This window comes from Streptomyces sp. NPDC031049, from assembly GCF_055571015.1.
Genome location: NZ_JBVIGC010000001.1, coordinates 393761 through 408186 on the forward strand (window position 1 = coordinate 393761; position 14426 = coordinate 408186).

Consider the following 14426-nt stretch of genomic DNA (forward strand, 5'->3'; position numbering starts at 1 on the left):
AGGACCTCACCAGACCCCGACCTCCCCGGTCTCCACGGCTCTCACACTCACACCTTGCGGAAAGGGTGGCCCGCCATGCCCGAAAGCCAGCTCCAGGACCCCTTCGAGGACCGGCTCGCCGCCGCCCTGCGCGCGACCGGCGACGGTTTCGCCACCGACCGGGAGGCACTCGTCACCGCCGGCCGGACTCGCGGCCGGCGGCTGTGGCTGCTGCGCCGGGCCGCCGTGCTGGGCGGCGCGGCCGGTATCGCGGCGGTGGGTGTCGGCGCGACGCTGCTCGTCGACGCGGGCGACGGCCCCGGCACACGGCAGTCGTCGGTCGCCGCGTCGGCGACGGCGGCACCGACGGCGACCGCCTCACCGGCGCCCGGACCGGCACCCGTCCCGGGGGACGAGATCCTGCGCGCCCTGACGGGCCTGCTCCCTAAGGGCGAGGTCAGCCAGGAGGAGGCCCGCGGCACCGACCACGAGCTGGGCCCGTCGGCCCGGCTCGTGCACGACGACGGGGACGGAGCCGCCGCCATCGGGCTGAGCCTGGGCCGCGTCGAGCCGGGCAGCCGGCAGGCCCGGGAGACGACACAGTGCCCCGACGAGGTGTTCGTCCCGCACGACAGCTGCACCACCAGCCGGCTGGCGGACGGCTCGGTGCTGATGCTGCTCCGGGGCTACGAGTATCCGGACCGCCGCGTGGACACCAAGCGGTGGGCCGCGGAGCTGGTCACGCCGGAGGGGCAGCACGTCTCCCTGAGCGAGTGGAACGCCCCGGCGGAGAAGGGCGCCGCCGTCAGCCGGCCGCAGCCGCCGCTCTCCCCGGAGCAGTTGAAGGAGGTCGTCACCGCACAGGTGTGGCGCGGTGTCGTGGACGCGATCCCGAAGCCGCCCAAGCCGTCGGCGAGCACCAGCACTCCCCCGCGGGCGCCGGGCGCCTCGGTCGGCGAGACGCTCGCCGGTCTGCTCCCGGACCACGTGAAGGTGGTCGGCGAGGGCGGCCAGGAGACCGAGTACGCCTATGTCGTCGTCGACGACGGCAAGGGCAGGAGCCTGGTCCAGGTCAACGTCCAGCACGGCATGGGCGACGTCGCCGACCAGCTCTACGGCTCCGGCGAGACCCTGCCCGACGGCACCCGCGTCGCCACCCGGAAGGGACGCGGTGACGACCGGGTTCCCGGGGTCCTGTTGTGGACGGTCGACACCATGCGCCCCGGCACCGACGGCTTCCGCGTCGTCATCAGCGCCTTCAACAACGCCTCCGCGCACGGCGAGCCGACCCGCGCGGAGCCGGCGCTGTCCCTGGAGGGGCTGCGGAGGATCGCGCTGAGCCCGGAGTGGGACGCGATGCGGTAGGGCGGCCGGCGACCGGGACCTAGAAGAAGCTCCCCCACGGCTGGTCCCAGATCTCCTTCACGCCGAGGACCAGGAACAGCAGGCCCGCGATCGTGAGCATGCCGTTGCTCAGCCAGCCGCTGCGCCATTCGCCGGGCGTCCGGGAGGAGTTGAGCAGCCAGATCAGGGTCAGGGCGAGGAACGGCATGAAGGCCGCGCCCAGGACGCCGTAGATGATGACGAGGCGGAACGGCTCGCCCTGGAAGAGCAGGACGATGGGCGGGAAGGTCAGCCACAGCAGGTACGCGCGGAAGGGCCAGGAGCGCTCGCGGCGGCCGGAGGCGATCTCCTCGCCCTTCGTCCCGGTCCCCGCCCGCAGCCGGGCCACGAAGTCGGCGAACATCAGGCTGACGCCGTGCCAGACGCCGATGAGCGAGGTGAACGACGTGGCGAAGAAGCCGATCAGGAAGAACTTGGACGTGGCCGTCCCGTACTCGGCCGCCAGGATGTCACCGAGCTGCACCAGGCCCTTGCCACCCCCGGCGAGGGCGATGTTCGCCGCGTGCAGCAGCTCCGCGCCGACGATCAGCATGGCGATGACGAAGACACCGGTGGTGAGGTAGGCGACCCGGTTGTCCAGCCGCATGATCTTCATCCAGCCGGCGTTGGTCCAGCCCTTGGCGTTGACCCAGTAGCCGTACGCGGCCAGCGTGATCGTGCCGCCGACGCCGCCGATCAGGCCCAAGGTGTTGAGGACGGAGTCCTCCTCGTCGGGCAGGACCGGCAGCAGACCGGCGAAGGCGTCGCCCAGGTTCGGGGTGACCCGGATCGCCAGGTAGACCGTCACGACGAACATGACGCCGACCAGGACCGTCATGACCTTCTCGAAGACGGCGTACTTGTTGAACCAGACGAAGACCAGGCCGACCACGCCGCAGGCCACGCCCCACCACTGGAGGTCCATCACGTCGGGGAAGAGGGCCTGGAGCGGCAGCGCGCTGGAGGACATCGCCGCCGCGCCGTAGGTGAAGCCCCAGATGACGACGTAGACCGCGAAGAACCACGTGGTCCAGCGGCCGAGGCTGGCCCAGCCGTCGAACAGGGTGCGGCCGGTGGACAGATGCCAGCGGCCGGCGGCCTCGGCGAGGGAGATCTTCACGACGCAGCCGACGACCGCCGCCCAGAGCAGGGTGTAGCCGAAGCTGCTGCCCGCGATGAGGGTGGCCACCAGGTCCCCGGCGCCGACGCCCGTGGCGGCGACGACGATGCCGGGGCCGATGTAGCGCCAACTGGACTTGCGCGGTGCCGACTCGGGGCCGCCGGTGGTGCCGGAGTCTGTGGTGTTGCCCGTGGTGTCCGCCATGGAGGTCAAGAAAGCCGATGCCGGACGGCGGGACAAGAGGGCGTGCGGGATCTTCACACGCCGCTCGCCTACTCCGGCTTCGCGTCGCTCTTCCGGTCCGCCTTCGCGTCGCTCTTCCGGTCCGCCTTCGCGTCGCTCTTCCGGTCCGCCTTCGCGTCGCTTTCCCGGTCCGCCTTCGCGTCGCTCCCGGGCTCCGCCTTCTCGGAGACGCCGGAGGCCGAGTCGCCGGACGCCGAGTCGCCGGACGCGGACGCGTCGGTGCCGTCCTCGGCGGGCTCCCCGGCCGTGTCACCGTCGTCGAAGTACGCGTCCAGGACCTCGTCCAGCCGCGCGTCCCACTCCTTGAACACGCTCCGGGACGGCGCCTCGATCTCCAGGGGGTACCAGCGGCGCTCGGGCGTGTGCACGGTCACCGTGTACCGCTTGCCGAAGCGCGGCGTCTCCGTCTCGACCGCGCCGATCTCGTCCCAGCGGAACTCGCACTCCTGGTCGTCGAGGGCGAGCCGGACGCCCCGGTGGTCGGCGACGATCCGGGCGCGGCGGTCGGACGCCTCGAACACGGGGCCGTCGGAGGCCTGTTCACCGTCCTCGGCCGCGGCGCCGGCCTCGGCGTCCGTCCCGGCCTCGGCTCCGGAGTCGGAATCGGACTCGGCGGAGGCCGTCTCCGCCGGGTCGTCGGCGTGTCCGGCCGCCGCGTCCGTCACCTCCTCCGGCTTCGCGTCCTCGGGATCACCCGACGCCGGTGGGGTGAGCCCGGGGATGAAGGCCGGGTCGAAACCGGCGCCCTTCACCACGGGCTCGCCGTCCAGGGGCTGGCTGCTCGTTCCCATGCGCTGCTCCACAGCGGGCAGTATGGTCGACAAACCTGTGCGGGACACAGTCGGCCCCGGCATCGTTACGCCGGTGATGCCTGCACCCGCCCAACCACCCGCGCGGGTCAGACGAACAGGCTGAGCACGGCGGCCACGACGAACCCGCCCACCGACAGCACGCTCTCCAGCACGGTCCACGTCTTCAGCGTGTCCCGCTCGCTGATGCCGAAGTACTTGGCCACCATCCAGAAGCCGCCGTCGTTGACGTGGGAGGCGAAGATGGAGCCCGCCGAGATGGCCATGATGACCAGCGCGACGAAGGCCTGGGAGTGGTCGCCCTCGGCGAGCAGCGGGGCCACGATGCCCGCCGTCGTCACGATCGCCACCGTCGCCGAGCCCTGCGCGACCCGCAGCACCACGGAGATCAGGTAGGACAGGACGATCACCGGCAGGCCGACGTCGTTGAAGGTGTCGGAGAGGGCCTGGGCGACGCCGCTGGCCTTGAGGACGGCGCCGAAGACCCCGCCCGCGCCGACGACCAGCAGGATGTTGCCGACCGGCTTCAGCGAGGCGGTGGAGACGGTCTCCAGGGACTTGCGGGACCAGCCGCGCCGGACGCCGAGCAGGTAGTAGGCGAGGAACAGGGCGATGGTCAGGGCGACGAACGGGTTGCCGAAGAACTCGATCACCGAGCGCGGGGTGGACTCCTCCAGGGCGATCGAGGAGAAGGTCGCGGCGAGGATCAGGATCAGCGGGGTGCCGATGATGCCGAGGACCGTGCCGAGCGGCACCGGCGCCTGGCGCGGTTCGACGCCCGCCGCCCGCTGCTCGGCGAGCACGGACGCCTTGGCCTCGGCCGCCGCCTCGACCATGTCCTGCGGGACGGCGACGAAGATGCGGCGGCCGATCCAGGCGGAGAACGCCCAGGCGGCCAGCACCGCCGGGATGCCGCAGACGATGCCCATGAGGATGACCCAGCCGAGGTCGACGTTCAGGAGCCCGGCGGCGGCCACGGGGCCGGGGTGCGGGGGCAGGAAGGCGTGGGTCATGGACAGGCCGGCCAGCAGGGGCAGGCAGTAGAGCAGGACCGACTTGCCGGAGCGTTTGGCGGCGGCGTAGACGATCGGCGCGAGGACGAAGATGCCGACGTCGAAGAAGACGGGGACGCCGAAGATCAGGCCGGTCAGGCCCATGGCGAGGGGCGCCCGCCGCTCGCCGAACAGCCCCAGCAACCGGGAGGCCAGCACCTCGGCGCCGCCGCTGACCTCGAGGATCGCGCCGAGCATGGTGCCCAGGCCGATGATGATGGCGACATGGCCGAGGATGCCGCCCATGCCGGATTCGATGGTGGAGACGACGTCGGACTTCTGGACGGTGCCGAAGAGTTCGGTGACCGACAGACCGGCGAGCAGGCCGACGGCTATGGAGACGGCGAGCAGCGCGACGAACGGCTGGAGCCGGACTCGGATGATCAGGAAGAGCAGCAGGGCGATGCCGAGGGCGGCGACGGTCAGCAGCCCGGCCGTGCCGTCGATCAGGAGGAGCAGGCCGCCGGTGTGGGGTGGGGTCTCCGCGGGGGCGGCGAGGAGGAAGGAGGACAGGTGGGACATACGGGGGTCCTCTGCGTAAACACATACGGCTTTCGGGCAGGGGGGATCGCGGCACGGCGTCCGGGGGGTGGGGACGCCGTGCCGTTTCACGAAGGACGGGAGGGGGTGGCTCAGCCGAGGACGGCGAGCGCGTCGATCTCGATGAGGAGTCCGGCGGGCAGACCGACGTAGACGGTGGTGCGCGCGGCGGGCGGCTGGGTGAGGCCCTGCTCCTCGAAGTAGGCGTTGTAGATCTCGTTCATCTCGGCGAAGTGGTCGACGTCGGTGAGGTAGACGCGGATCATCATCACGTCGTCCCAGGTGGCGCCGCCCTCTTCGAGGATCGCCTTGACGTTGGCGAGGGTCTGGAGGGTCTGCTCGCGCAGGGTGGGGCCGGCCGGAGTGGGGGCCTTGCCCTCCTCGTGCGGCAGGAAACCGACCTGGCCGGCGACCTGGAGGATGTTGCCCTTCTTCACGCCGTGGGAGAACTTCGCCGGCGGGATGGTGTGGGTCGCGGGGGTGAGGGCGATCTTGTCGGTCATGTGGTGACTTCCTTGACGGGGGTCCTGCCGGAGTACTCGCCGCTGATGGCGTCCGCCGTACGGCGCACCAGCGGGAGCAGGGTGAGGAGTTCGTCGGCGGTGACGACGACGTTCGGTGCGGAGACCGACATCGCGGCGACGACCCGGCCGTCCGCGCCCCGGATGGGCGCGGCGACGCAGTTGATGGACTCCTCGTGGCCACCGAGGTCGGTGGCCCAGCCCTGTTCGCGCACCTTGGCCAGCTCCTTGAGGAAGGCCTCGGCGCTCGGGGTCGAACGGGCCGTGTACAGGGGGTAGTCGAGCTTCTCGGCGACCGCGCGGCGCTCGGGCTCGGGCAGGTCGGCCAGCAGCAGCTTGGCGACGGCCGCGACGGTGATGGCGACGGGCTTGCCGATCCGGGAGTACATGCGCACCGGGTAGCGGCTCTCCACCTTGTCGATGTAGAGGACCTCGTCGTCCTCGTGGACGGCGAGGTGGACGGTGTGCCCGCACCTCTCGTTGAGGCGTACGAGGTGGGGATGGGCGATCTCGCGGACGTCCAGGTTCTCCATCGCCTCCTGGGCGAGGGCGATGAGCCGGGCGCCGAGGCGGTAGCGCTGGTCGGACTGGCGGTAGACGAAGCCGTGTTCGTGCAGGGTGCGGAGGAGGCGCAGGGCGGTGGACTTGTGCACGCCGAGGCGCTCGGCGACCCGGCCGAGGTCGGCGGGGCCCTCGGCGAGCAGCGGCAGGATGCTCAGCGCGCGGTCGACGGTCTGGCTCATGGTGTGCGTACCTCCTCCTCGGCCCCCTCGGTGGCGTCCGTCCAGCCGGGGCCGAGTCGCAGTCTCCCCCACGCGGCGTCGTCCAGGGCGGCCAGCCGGTCGGCGTGGTGGCGCGCCGGGGGCGCGGCGAGGTCGCCGGGGGCGGTGAGGGCGGCGGCGGCCCAGAGGTGCCCGTGCCGGAGGCGGTCGCGGACGGGCAGGCCGCGCAGGGTGGCGGAGAGGAACCCGGCGGCGAAGGCGTCCCCGGCGCCGATCGCGGCGACGACGTCGACGTGCAGGGCGGGGACGAAGGTGACGGTGCCGCCGGCGTCCTCGCGCGGGGAGCCGTCGCTGCTCTCGCGCAGGGAGCCGCCGGTGCCCTTGCCGAGGGCGACCGCGCCGCCCCTGCCCTGCTTGACGACCACGGTCTCCGGTTCGGGCAGGGCCTCCCGCACCGCCTGCGCCCCGTGCAGCCCCCATGCCTGACGTGCCTCGTCGTCGCCGACGAAGACGAGGTCCGCGCCGCGGGCCAGTTCCAGCAGCACCTCGGGACCGCGGGGGTCGCGCCACAGGCCCGGACGGTGGTTGACGTCGAAGGAGACGAGCGGGCGGCCGGGGCGGGGTGCGGTGAGTTCCCGCATCAGGTCCAGGCACCCCTCGGAGAGGGCCGCCGTGATGCCGGACAGGTGCAGGACGCGTCCGGCGCGCACCGCCCGGAGGTCGACGTCGGCCGGGGTCATCGCGGAGGCCGCGGAGCCCGCCCGGTAGTAGGCGACCTCGTGGGCGTCGGTGGAGCGGTCGCCGGCCGTGCGGAAGTAGATGCCGGTGGGCCGGCCGGGGTCACGGCTCACGTACGACACGTCGACGCCGTATCCGCCGATCGCCTCGAGGAGGTGGTCGCCGAAGCCGTCGTCGCCGACCCTGCTGACCCAGCGCACCGCGTGGCCGGCCGCCGCCAGCACGCAGGCCGTGTTGGACTCGGCGCCGCCGATGCCGCGGTCGAAGGAGGGGACGTCGGCGAGGCGGCCCGGCCGGGAGGGCAGAAACGTGACCATGGACTCGCCGAGCGCGACGACGTCCACGACGCCGGGGGCATTGCGGGGTCCGGTGGCGGTCACGATCGTCGTAGCTCCTCGTGTCGTGCGGGTGTCCGCGGATTCGTTGACCGCGCGTTGGCCGAGATGTTAGACAGCGGTAAGCGATATACGCAATGACTGTTGCAGTACGTGCAACGACCCTGATCAGGGAGGCTCCATGAGCAGCGAAGCCCTCGCCCGCCTCGCCGAGGAACGCGTCGACCACCGCTTCCGTGGCCTCCCGCCGGACGCCGACGGGCTCACCGTCGGCGAGCTGGCCGCCCAGCGCCGCAACCTCTTCACCGACGGCTTCACCACCCCCGTGCTGGCCCTTTCCGCCGAGCGCCTGGAGCACAACCTCAAGCTGATGGAGACCTACGCCGCCCGGCACGGCCTGGCCTTCGCCCCGCACGGCAAGACCTCCATGGCCCCGCAGCTCTTCCGGCGCCAGATCGAGCACGGCGCCTGGGGCATCACGCTCGCCGTCCCCCACCAGGTGCGCGTCGCCCGCGCCTTCGGCACCCGGCGGGTCTTCCTCGCCAACGAGCTGGTGGACGCCGCGGCGCTGCGCTGGGTCTCCGCCGAGCTGGACGCCGACCCGGAGTTCCGCCTCGTCTGCTATGTCGACTCCGTGCGCGGGGTCGCGCTGATGGACGCCGCCCTGCGCGAGGCGGGCGCCTCCCGCCGGCTGGACGTGGTGGTCGAGCTGGCCGCCGGGGACGAGGCACGCACCGGGGTGCGGACCGAGGCGGAGTGCGCGGCCGTCGCCGACGCGGTGGCCGCTTCGGCGACGCTGCGGCTGGTGGGCGTCGCCGGGTACGAGGGCGAGGTGCCGGGCGCCGACCCGCAGAAGGTGCACGCGTGGCTGCGCCGGCTGGCCGGCCTCGCCGCCGGCTTCGACGAGGCCGGGCGCTTCGCGGACACCGACGAGATCGTGGTGAGCGCCGGCGGCAGCGCCTGGTTCGACGCGGTGGCCGACGTGTTCGCGGAGCTCGGCGGGCTGTCCCGGCCGGTGCTGAAGCTGCTGCGCTCGGGCGCCTACGTCTCCCACGACGACGGGCACTACCGCGAGCTGACCCCCTTCAACCGGGTCCCCGAGGAGGGCGCCCTGGAGCCGGCGTTCCGCCTGTGGACGCAGGTGGTCTCCCGGCCCTCCCCGCGGCAGGCGTTCACCAACGCGGGCAAACGGGACGCGGCGTACGACCTCCACCTGCCCTTCGCGCAGGTCGTCCGCCGGGACGGCGCCGAGCGCCCGGCCACCGGGATCGAGGTGACCGCCCTGTCCGACCAGCACGCCTGGCTGCGCACCGCCGACGGGGTCGACCTGGAGGTCGGCGACTGGGTCGGCATGGGGCTGTCGCACCCGTGCACGTCCTTCGACAAGTGGCAGCTGATCCCGGTGGCCGAGGCGGACGGCACGGTCGTCGACTACATCCGTACGTTCTTCTAGAGACTGCGAGGAACCGGGCATGGAAGAGCTGGTCATCCGGGACGCGGACGTCGTGGACGGCTCCGGCGGGCCGTCGTACCGCGCGGATGTGGTGATCGACGGCGGCCGGATCACCGGCATCGTCAAGGAGGCCGCGGCGGCGGGCTGCCAGCGGCCCCGGGCCCGCCGGGAGCTGGACGCCGAGGGGCTGGTCCTCTCCCCCGGCTTCGTCGACATGCACGCCCACAGCGACCTGGCGCTGCTGCGCGATCCCGACCACAGCGCCAAGGCCGCGCAGGGCGTCACCCTGGAGGTCATCGGCCAGGACGGGCTGTCGTACGCGCCGGTGGACGACCGCACGCTCGCCGAGGTCCGCCGCGCGATCGCCGGCTGGAACGGGCCGGGTGACGACGTCGACTTCACCTGGCGGTCGGTCGGCGAGTACCTGGACCGGCTCGACGAGGGCATCGCGGTCAACGCCGCCTACCTGATCCCGCAGGGGACGGTCCGGGCGCTGGCCGTCGGCTGGGAGGACCGCGAGGCGACCGATGCCGAGCTGGAGCGGATGCGGCGGCTGGTCGCGGAGGGCCTGGAGCAGGGCGCCGTCGGCATGTCCTCCGGGCTGACCTACACGCCCGGCATGTACGCCAAGGACGCCGAGCTGACCGAGCTGTGCCGGGTGGTGGCCGCCTACGGCGGCTACTACTGCCCGCACCACCGCTCCTACGGCGCGGGGGCGCTCGCGGCGTACGAGGAGATGGTCGCGCTGACCCGCCGGGCGGGCTGCCCGCTGCACCTGGCCCACGCCACCATGAACTTCGGCGAGAACAAGGGCCGGGCCCCGCAGCTGCTGGCCCTGCTGGACGACGCGCTGGCCGGCGGCGCCGACATCACCCTCGACACCTACCCCTACACCCCGGGCTGCACCACCCTCGCGGCGCTGCTGCCGAGCTGGGCGAGCGAGGGCGGGCCGCAGGAGATCCTGCGGCGGCTGGCGGACGACGCCACCGCCGAACGCATCCGGCACGACCTGGAGGAGACCGGCTCCGACGGCTGCCACGGGGTGCCCGTGGAGTGGGAGACCATCGAGATCTCCGGCGTGAACGACCCGGCGCTCCGCGAGTACGTGGGCCGTACGGTCCTGCGGTCGGCGCGGCTGCGCGGGGAGACGCCGTGGACCCTCGCGCGCCGGCTGCTCCTGGCGGACCGGCTGGCGCCGACGATCCTCCAGCACGTCGGGCACGAGGAGAACGTCCGCGCGATCATGCGGCACCGGGTCCACACCGGCGGGTCGGACGGCATCCTCCAGGGCAGCAAGCCGCACCCGCGCGCCTACGGCACGTTCCCGCACTACCTCGGGCACTACGTGCGGGAGCTGGGCGTGCTGTCGCTGGAGGAGTGCGTGGCCCACCTCACCTCCCGGCCGGCGGCCCGGCTGCGACTGCCGGACCGGGGGCTGGTGCGCGAGGGGTACCGGGCGGACCTGGTCCTCTTCGACCCGGCGACGGTGGCGGCGGGCTCGACCTTCGAGGAACCGCGCCGGCTGCCGACGGGCATCCCGTACGTCCTGGTCGACGGCCGCTTCACCATCGAGGACGGCCGCCGCACGGACGTCCTGGCGGGCCGCTCGGTACGACGTACACCGGCGTGAACCGGGGTGCTCCTCGAGCTCCGGCCACTCCTGGGGCGCCCTCCGGGCGTCCGGTCCGGTTCTACTTCGGGCCCTTGCCGCCCGGACGGCCCCGGCCCGGGGCGTCGCCGGAGTTGCCGGGGGCGGCCGGGGCGCCGGTGGCCGTCGGTGAGGGTGCGGGAGCCGGCGTGGTGGCGGGGGCCGATGGCGCGGCCGGGCCGCTGGTCGCCGGGCCGGGGCGGTCCGGGCCGGGGCCTGCGCCGGCCGTGGGTTCGGCGGAGCCGGACGCGTCCGGGCCCGGGGACGTGCCGCCCTCGTCCTGTGCCGGCGACCTGAGGGGCGCCGCGCCGGGCGTGCCCGTGGCCGTGCCGTCGCCCGCCGTGTCCCCGGGCGCGGGTGCCGCCGTGCCGCCCGGGTCCTGGGCCGTGGGGGCGGTCCGGTCGCCCGTGCCCGCGGTGCCGTCCGGGCCCGAGGAGGAGAAACCGGCGATCAGCGCCACCGCCGACGCCGCGCCCACCGCGCCCGCGGCCACGGCGGCCCGGCGGGCGCGCCAGGGGCTCGGACGCCTGCGGTGGGACCGGCGCGGCGCACCGTCGGCGGGGCGGGGCGGGCCCGCCTCGCCGAGCGCGGGGAGCTCGGCCGTCTCGTCGTAGGCGTTCTGCCAGCCGTGCGCGGCGGCCGGGTCGGCGTACGCGTCGTACGCGGGCTGCGCGTCGGGCTGCGGCAGGTACACGCGCGGAGCATCCGCACCGTACGGTCCGTCGCCGGGCTGGGATGGCCTGGACATGGCGGCGAATTGTAGAGACGGAAGGGGTTGCCGGGACAGCCCTCACCGATACCAGGACATACCGCCGCGTCTCACGTGGCGGAAAACACGACCCAAGGCGGGCAACCGGGTCGTAAGCTCACCGTCATGCAGGTGATCCAGTCGACCAAGCTCGCCAACGTCTGTTACGAGATCCGGGGCCCGGTGCTCGAGGAGGCGATGCGGCTGGAAGCGGCCGGTCACCGCATCCTGAAGCTGAACACGGGCAACCCGGCGGCGTTCGGCTTCGAGTGCCCGCCCGAGATCCTGGAGGACGTCCTCCGCAACGTCTCGACCGCCCACGGCTACGGCGACGCCAAGGGCCTGCTGGCCGCGCGCCGGGCCGTCGTCATGCACAACCAGACCCTCGGCATCGAGACGGACGTCGAGCACGTGTTCATCGGCAACGGCGTCTCCGAGCTGATCGTGATGGCGATGCAGGGCCTGCTCGACGACGGCGACGAGGTGCTCGTACCGGCGCCGGACTACCCGCTGTGGACGGCGGCCGTGTCCCTGTCCGGCGGTACGGCGGTGCACTACCGCTGCGACGAGCAGGCCGACTGGATGCCGGACCTCGCGGACATCGAGCGGAAGATCACCGACCGCACCAAGGCGCTGGTCGTCATCAACCCCAACAACCCGACGGGCGCGGTCTACGACGAGGCGATGCTGCGCGGGCTGACGGACCTCGCGCGCCGCCACAACCTGCTGGTCTGCTCCGACGAGATCTACGACAAGATCCTCTACGACGACGCGGTGCACACGCCGACCGCGGCGATCGCCCCGGACCTGCTCACCCTCACCTTCAACGGCATGTCGAAGGCGTACCGGGTGGCCGGCTACCGGGTCGGCTGGATGTCGGTCTCCGGACCCCGGGCGCACGCCGAGTCCTACATCGAGGGCCTGACGATCCTGGCGAACATGCGGCTGTGCGCGAACATGCCGGGCCAGCACGGGGTGGTCGCCGCGCTCAGCGGCCGGCAGACCATCAACGACCTGGTGCTGCCGGGCGGCCGGCTGCGCGAACAGCGGGACGTGGCGTACGAGCTGCTGACCCAGATCCCCGGCGTGACCTGCGTCAAACCGAAGGGCGCGCTGTATCTCTTCCCGCGCCTGGACCCCAAGGTCTTCAAGATCAAGGACGACCGGCAGATGGTCCTGGACCTGCTGCGCCAGGAGAAGATCATGGTCGTGCAGGGCACCGGCTTCAACTGGCCGGAGCCGGACCACTTCCGGGTGGTGACCCTGCCGACGACCGCGGACCTCAGGGACGCGGTGGGCCGGATCGGGAACTTCCTGGACGGGTACGGCCAGCCCTGACCCCAGGACCGAGTCAACTTTAGACGTAATCCAATGTAGGATGGCTTCTGTCAGAAGGAGGCCATCCCCATGTACGAGCCGATCCGCACCAAGTCGGTCCACTCGATGGCCGACGGCCCCACCGGCATCCCTCACCGGTCACGGGAGGAAGAGCTGGACATCCAGCTCGCCGGTCATCTCTCGGCCCTGCTCGCCGTCACCGACGAGCTGCGCGCGCTGGCTCCGTCGGCCGACCTGGACGCCGCGGCCGAGCGCCTGGCCGGCCAGGTGACGCGGCTGCGGGGTGGTCGCACGCCGGTCCGCGCGCCGCTGGCCGGGGCCGAGGGCGAGCCGCACGCCGCCGCCCTGCACCGGCGGGCGCACGCGCTCGCGGGCCGCGCGCTGGTCGTGGCGGCCTCCCGGGCCGACACCTCGGCCGCGATCCTGGCGGCCGAGCGCATGGACGCGCACACCGCGGCCCTGGAGCCGCGCGAACTCGCGTCCCACTGAGCCCCTCACCGGGCTCCCCCCGACGGCCCCGGTCCGCGTGCAACCGCAGCGACGCGCGGACCGGGCGCCCTGACACCGCGTCCGCTCCGGGGTTCACCCCGGGACCACTGCCGGGTTCCCTGTGGGGCGTTGCGCCACCGGGACCGGTCTGTCACCCCCCGTTCACGGCCGTACGCCAGGAACGTTGGGTTCCGGGAGCACGCTCCCGGTGTGAGACGCATCGCAGGCATCGTCCTCGCCGTTCTGCTGATCGGTGGCGTGGTGGCCGCCGTCGTAGCCGGGCGGGACAGCGCGGACACAGGCACGGCAACGAAGACCGTGCGCGCAGTGATCGGATCGGAGAAGGCCGAGTTCTTCGCCGATCCCGACGTGGTGAAGGCCCTCGCCGCCAAGGGCTACACCGTGACGACGGAGACCTCCGGGTCCTGGGCCATGGAGGAACTCGACCTCCAGGGCTACGACCTGGCCTTCCCGTCCAGCCAGGCACCCGCCGACGCGCTCGCCGAGCGCCACGGGGTCCGCAAACCGCTGCCGCGCCCCTTCTACTCGCCGCTCGTCGTGGTGGCCCACCGCGGCGCGGCCGAGGTGCTCGCCGCCAACGGGCTGGCGACACTGGAGCGCAACCACGGCGGCACGCTGAAGATGGCCGCCTATCTGGAGGCGGCCCGCCGCGACCGCACCTGGCAGCAGCTCAAGGGCGCCGAGAAGCACGGCGAGCTGACCGGCACCCTCTACATCACCTCGACGGACCCGGTCAGCTCCAACTCCGGCGCCCTGTACCTGGCCGCCGCCTCCTACGTGGCCGGCGGCAACCGGGTCGCCGCCTCCCCCGCGGACCTCGACCGCACCGCGCCCCTGATGCGCAGGCTGGTCCAGGTGCAGGGCGCCCAGCAGTCCAGCTCGGACGCGGCGTTCCGGGACTTCACCAGCGGCGTCGGCAACCCGCTGGTGCTGGTGTACGAGTCACAGGTCACCGCGCTGCTCGGGCGGGGCATCGAGGGCGCCGCCGCCGGCGATCTGACGGTGCTGTACCCGGACACCACCGCCACCAGCGACCACACGGTCGTCCCGCTCACCGAAGAGGGCCGCGCCCTCGGCGAACTCCTCGCCGAGGACCCGCAACTGCGCCGGCTCGCCGTGCGGCACGGCTTCCGCCCGCAGGGCACCCGCGCGGAGTTCACCCGGGCCACCGACGCCCACACCGCCTACCTCAACCAGCAGCTCACCGGCGTCCGGCAGGCGCCCGTGCCCACCTTCGAGGTGCTGCACGAGATGGCCCGCCGGGCGCGCGGGTGACCGCGCACGACG

At 73.1% G+C, this 14426-nt stretch carries 13 protein-coding genes; 6 read left to right on the forward strand and 7 right to left on the reverse strand.

Annotation, left to right across the window (positions count from 1 at the left end):
- Positions 1-75 precede the first annotated feature (75 nt).
- On the forward strand, positions 76-1344 hold the full coding sequence (locus ACZ45Q_RS01740) for a hypothetical protein (protein ID WP_468253792.1): 1269 nt from the start codon (positions 76-78) through the stop codon (positions 1342-1344).
- Between the two features lie 19 nt (positions 1345-1363).
- Here the strand turns inward: ACZ45Q_RS01740 and ACZ45Q_RS01745 are convergent, their stop codons facing one another.
- The 6 genes from ACZ45Q_RS01745 to ACZ45Q_RS01770 all read right to left on the reverse strand — a co-directional run bounded on the left by ACZ45Q_RS01745 (position 1364) and on the right by ACZ45Q_RS01770 (position 7487).
- Positions 1364-2686, reverse strand: a complete 1323-nt coding sequence (locus ACZ45Q_RS01745) for an Nramp family divalent metal transporter (protein WP_468253793.1) — start codon at positions 2684-2686, stop codon at positions 1364-1366.
- A 68-nt stretch (positions 2687-2754) separates the two neighbouring features.
- Positions 2755-3516, reverse strand: coding sequence for a hypothetical protein (locus ACZ45Q_RS01750; protein WP_468253794.1), 762 nt, complete (start codon positions 3514-3516; stop codon positions 2755-2757).
- 107 nt (positions 3517-3623) lie between these two features.
- Positions 3624-5108 carry a GntP family permease gene (locus ACZ45Q_RS01755; protein WP_468253795.1) on the reverse strand — a complete coding sequence of 495 codons (1485 nt, stop codon included), beginning with the start codon at positions 5106-5108 and terminating at the stop codon, positions 3624-3626.
- 110 nt (positions 5109-5218) lie between these two features.
- Positions 5219-5629: a RidA family protein gene (locus ACZ45Q_RS01760; protein WP_468253796.1), complete on the reverse strand. Its 411-nt coding sequence runs from the start codon at positions 5627-5629 to the stop codon at positions 5219-5221.
- Positions 5626-6390 carry an IclR family transcriptional regulator gene (locus ACZ45Q_RS01765; protein WP_468253797.1) on the reverse strand — a complete coding sequence of 255 codons (765 nt, stop codon included), beginning with the start codon at positions 6388-6390 and terminating at the stop codon, positions 5626-5628. The genes ACZ45Q_RS01760 and ACZ45Q_RS01765 overlap by 4 nt, the downstream gene beginning before the upstream one ends.
- Entirely contained in the window at positions 6387-7487 is a 1101-nt protein-coding gene (locus tag ACZ45Q_RS01770) for a sugar kinase (protein ID WP_468253798.1), read from the reverse strand. The genes ACZ45Q_RS01765 and ACZ45Q_RS01770 overlap by 4 nt, the downstream gene beginning before the upstream one ends.
- A gap of 136 nt (positions 7488-7623) precedes the next feature.
- On the opposite strand from ACZ45Q_RS01770, the gene ACZ45Q_RS01775 reads away from it, so the two are divergent.
- A complete protein-coding gene (locus ACZ45Q_RS01775; RefSeq protein WP_468253799.1) occupies positions 7624-8895 on the forward strand; it encodes an alanine racemase in 1272 nt (423 codons plus the stop codon).
- A 19-nt stretch (positions 8896-8914) separates the two neighbouring features.
- Positions 8915-10525 carry an N-acyl-D-amino-acid deacylase family protein gene (locus ACZ45Q_RS01780; RefSeq protein ID WP_468253800.1) on the forward strand — a complete coding sequence of 537 codons (1611 nt, stop codon included), beginning with the start codon at positions 8915-8917 and terminating at the stop codon, positions 10523-10525.
- Between the two features lie 61 nt (positions 10526-10586).
- Here the strand turns inward: ACZ45Q_RS01780 and ACZ45Q_RS01785 are convergent, their stop codons facing one another.
- The gene (locus tag ACZ45Q_RS01785) at positions 10587-11291 is read right to left on the reverse strand and encodes a hypothetical protein (RefSeq protein WP_468253801.1); all 705 of its coding nucleotides are present in this window, start codon (positions 11289-11291) and stop codon (positions 10587-10589) included.
- 126 nt (positions 11292-11417) lie between these two features.
- On the opposite strand from ACZ45Q_RS01785, the gene ACZ45Q_RS01790 reads away from it, so the two are divergent.
- From ACZ45Q_RS01790 to ACZ45Q_RS01800, 3 genes are all read left to right on the forward strand, one after another.
- Positions 11418-12629, forward strand: coding sequence for a pyridoxal phosphate-dependent aminotransferase (locus tag ACZ45Q_RS01790; protein WP_468253802.1), 1212 nt, complete (start codon positions 11418-11420; stop codon positions 12627-12629).
- 69 nt (positions 12630-12698) lie between these two features.
- Entirely contained in the window at positions 12699-13118 is a 420-nt protein-coding gene (locus ACZ45Q_RS01795; RefSeq protein WP_468253803.1) for an SCO4983 family protein, read from the forward strand.
- Positions 13119-13328: 210 nt separating this feature from the next.
- Positions 13329-14414, forward strand: coding sequence for a hypothetical protein (locus ACZ45Q_RS01800; RefSeq protein ID WP_468253804.1), 1086 nt, complete (start codon positions 13329-13331; stop codon positions 14412-14414).
- Positions 14415-14426: the final 12 nt, after the last annotated feature.

Bases quoted from the DNA above. Each gene is read 5' to 3' on its own strand.
- ACZ45Q_RS01745 (WP_468253793.1), bottom strand. From the start codon at position 2,686: ATGGCGGACACCACGGGCAACACCACAGACTCCGGCACCACCGGCGGC.
- ACZ45Q_RS01760 (WP_468253796.1), bottom strand. From the start codon at position 5,629: ATGACCGACAAGATCGCCCTCACCCCCGCGACCCACACCATCCCGCCG.
- ACZ45Q_RS01795 (WP_468253803.1), top strand. From the start codon at position 12,699: ATGTACGAGCCGATCCGCACCAAGTCGGTCCACTCGATGGCCGACGGC.
- ACZ45Q_RS01775 (WP_468253799.1), top strand. From the start codon at position 7,624: ATGAGCAGCGAAGCCCTCGCCCGCCTCGCCGAGGAACGCGTCGACCAC.
- ACZ45Q_RS01750 (WP_468253794.1), bottom strand. From the start codon at position 3,516: ATGGGAACGAGCAGCCAGCCCCTGGACGGCGAGCCCGTGGTGAAGGGC.
- ACZ45Q_RS01780 (WP_468253800.1), top strand. From the start codon at position 8,915: ATGGAAGAGCTGGTCATCCGGGACGCGGACGTCGTGGACGGCTCCGGC.
- ACZ45Q_RS01755 (WP_468253795.1), bottom strand. From the start codon at position 5,108: ATGTCCCACCTGTCCTCCTTCCTCCTCGCCGCCCCCGCGGAGACCCCA.
- ACZ45Q_RS01790 (WP_468253802.1), top strand. From the start codon at position 11,418: ATGCAGGTGATCCAGTCGACCAAGCTCGCCAACGTCTGTTACGAGATC.
- ACZ45Q_RS01765 (WP_468253797.1), bottom strand. From the start codon at position 6,390: ATGAGCCAGACCGTCGACCGCGCGCTGAGCATCCTGCCGCTGCTCGCC.
- ACZ45Q_RS01740 (WP_468253792.1), top strand. From the start codon at position 76: ATGCCCGAAAGCCAGCTCCAGGACCCCTTCGAGGACCGGCTCGCCGCC.
- ACZ45Q_RS01785 (WP_468253801.1), bottom strand. From the start codon at position 11,291: ATGTCCAGGCCATCCCAGCCCGGCGACGGACCGTACGGTGCGGATGCT.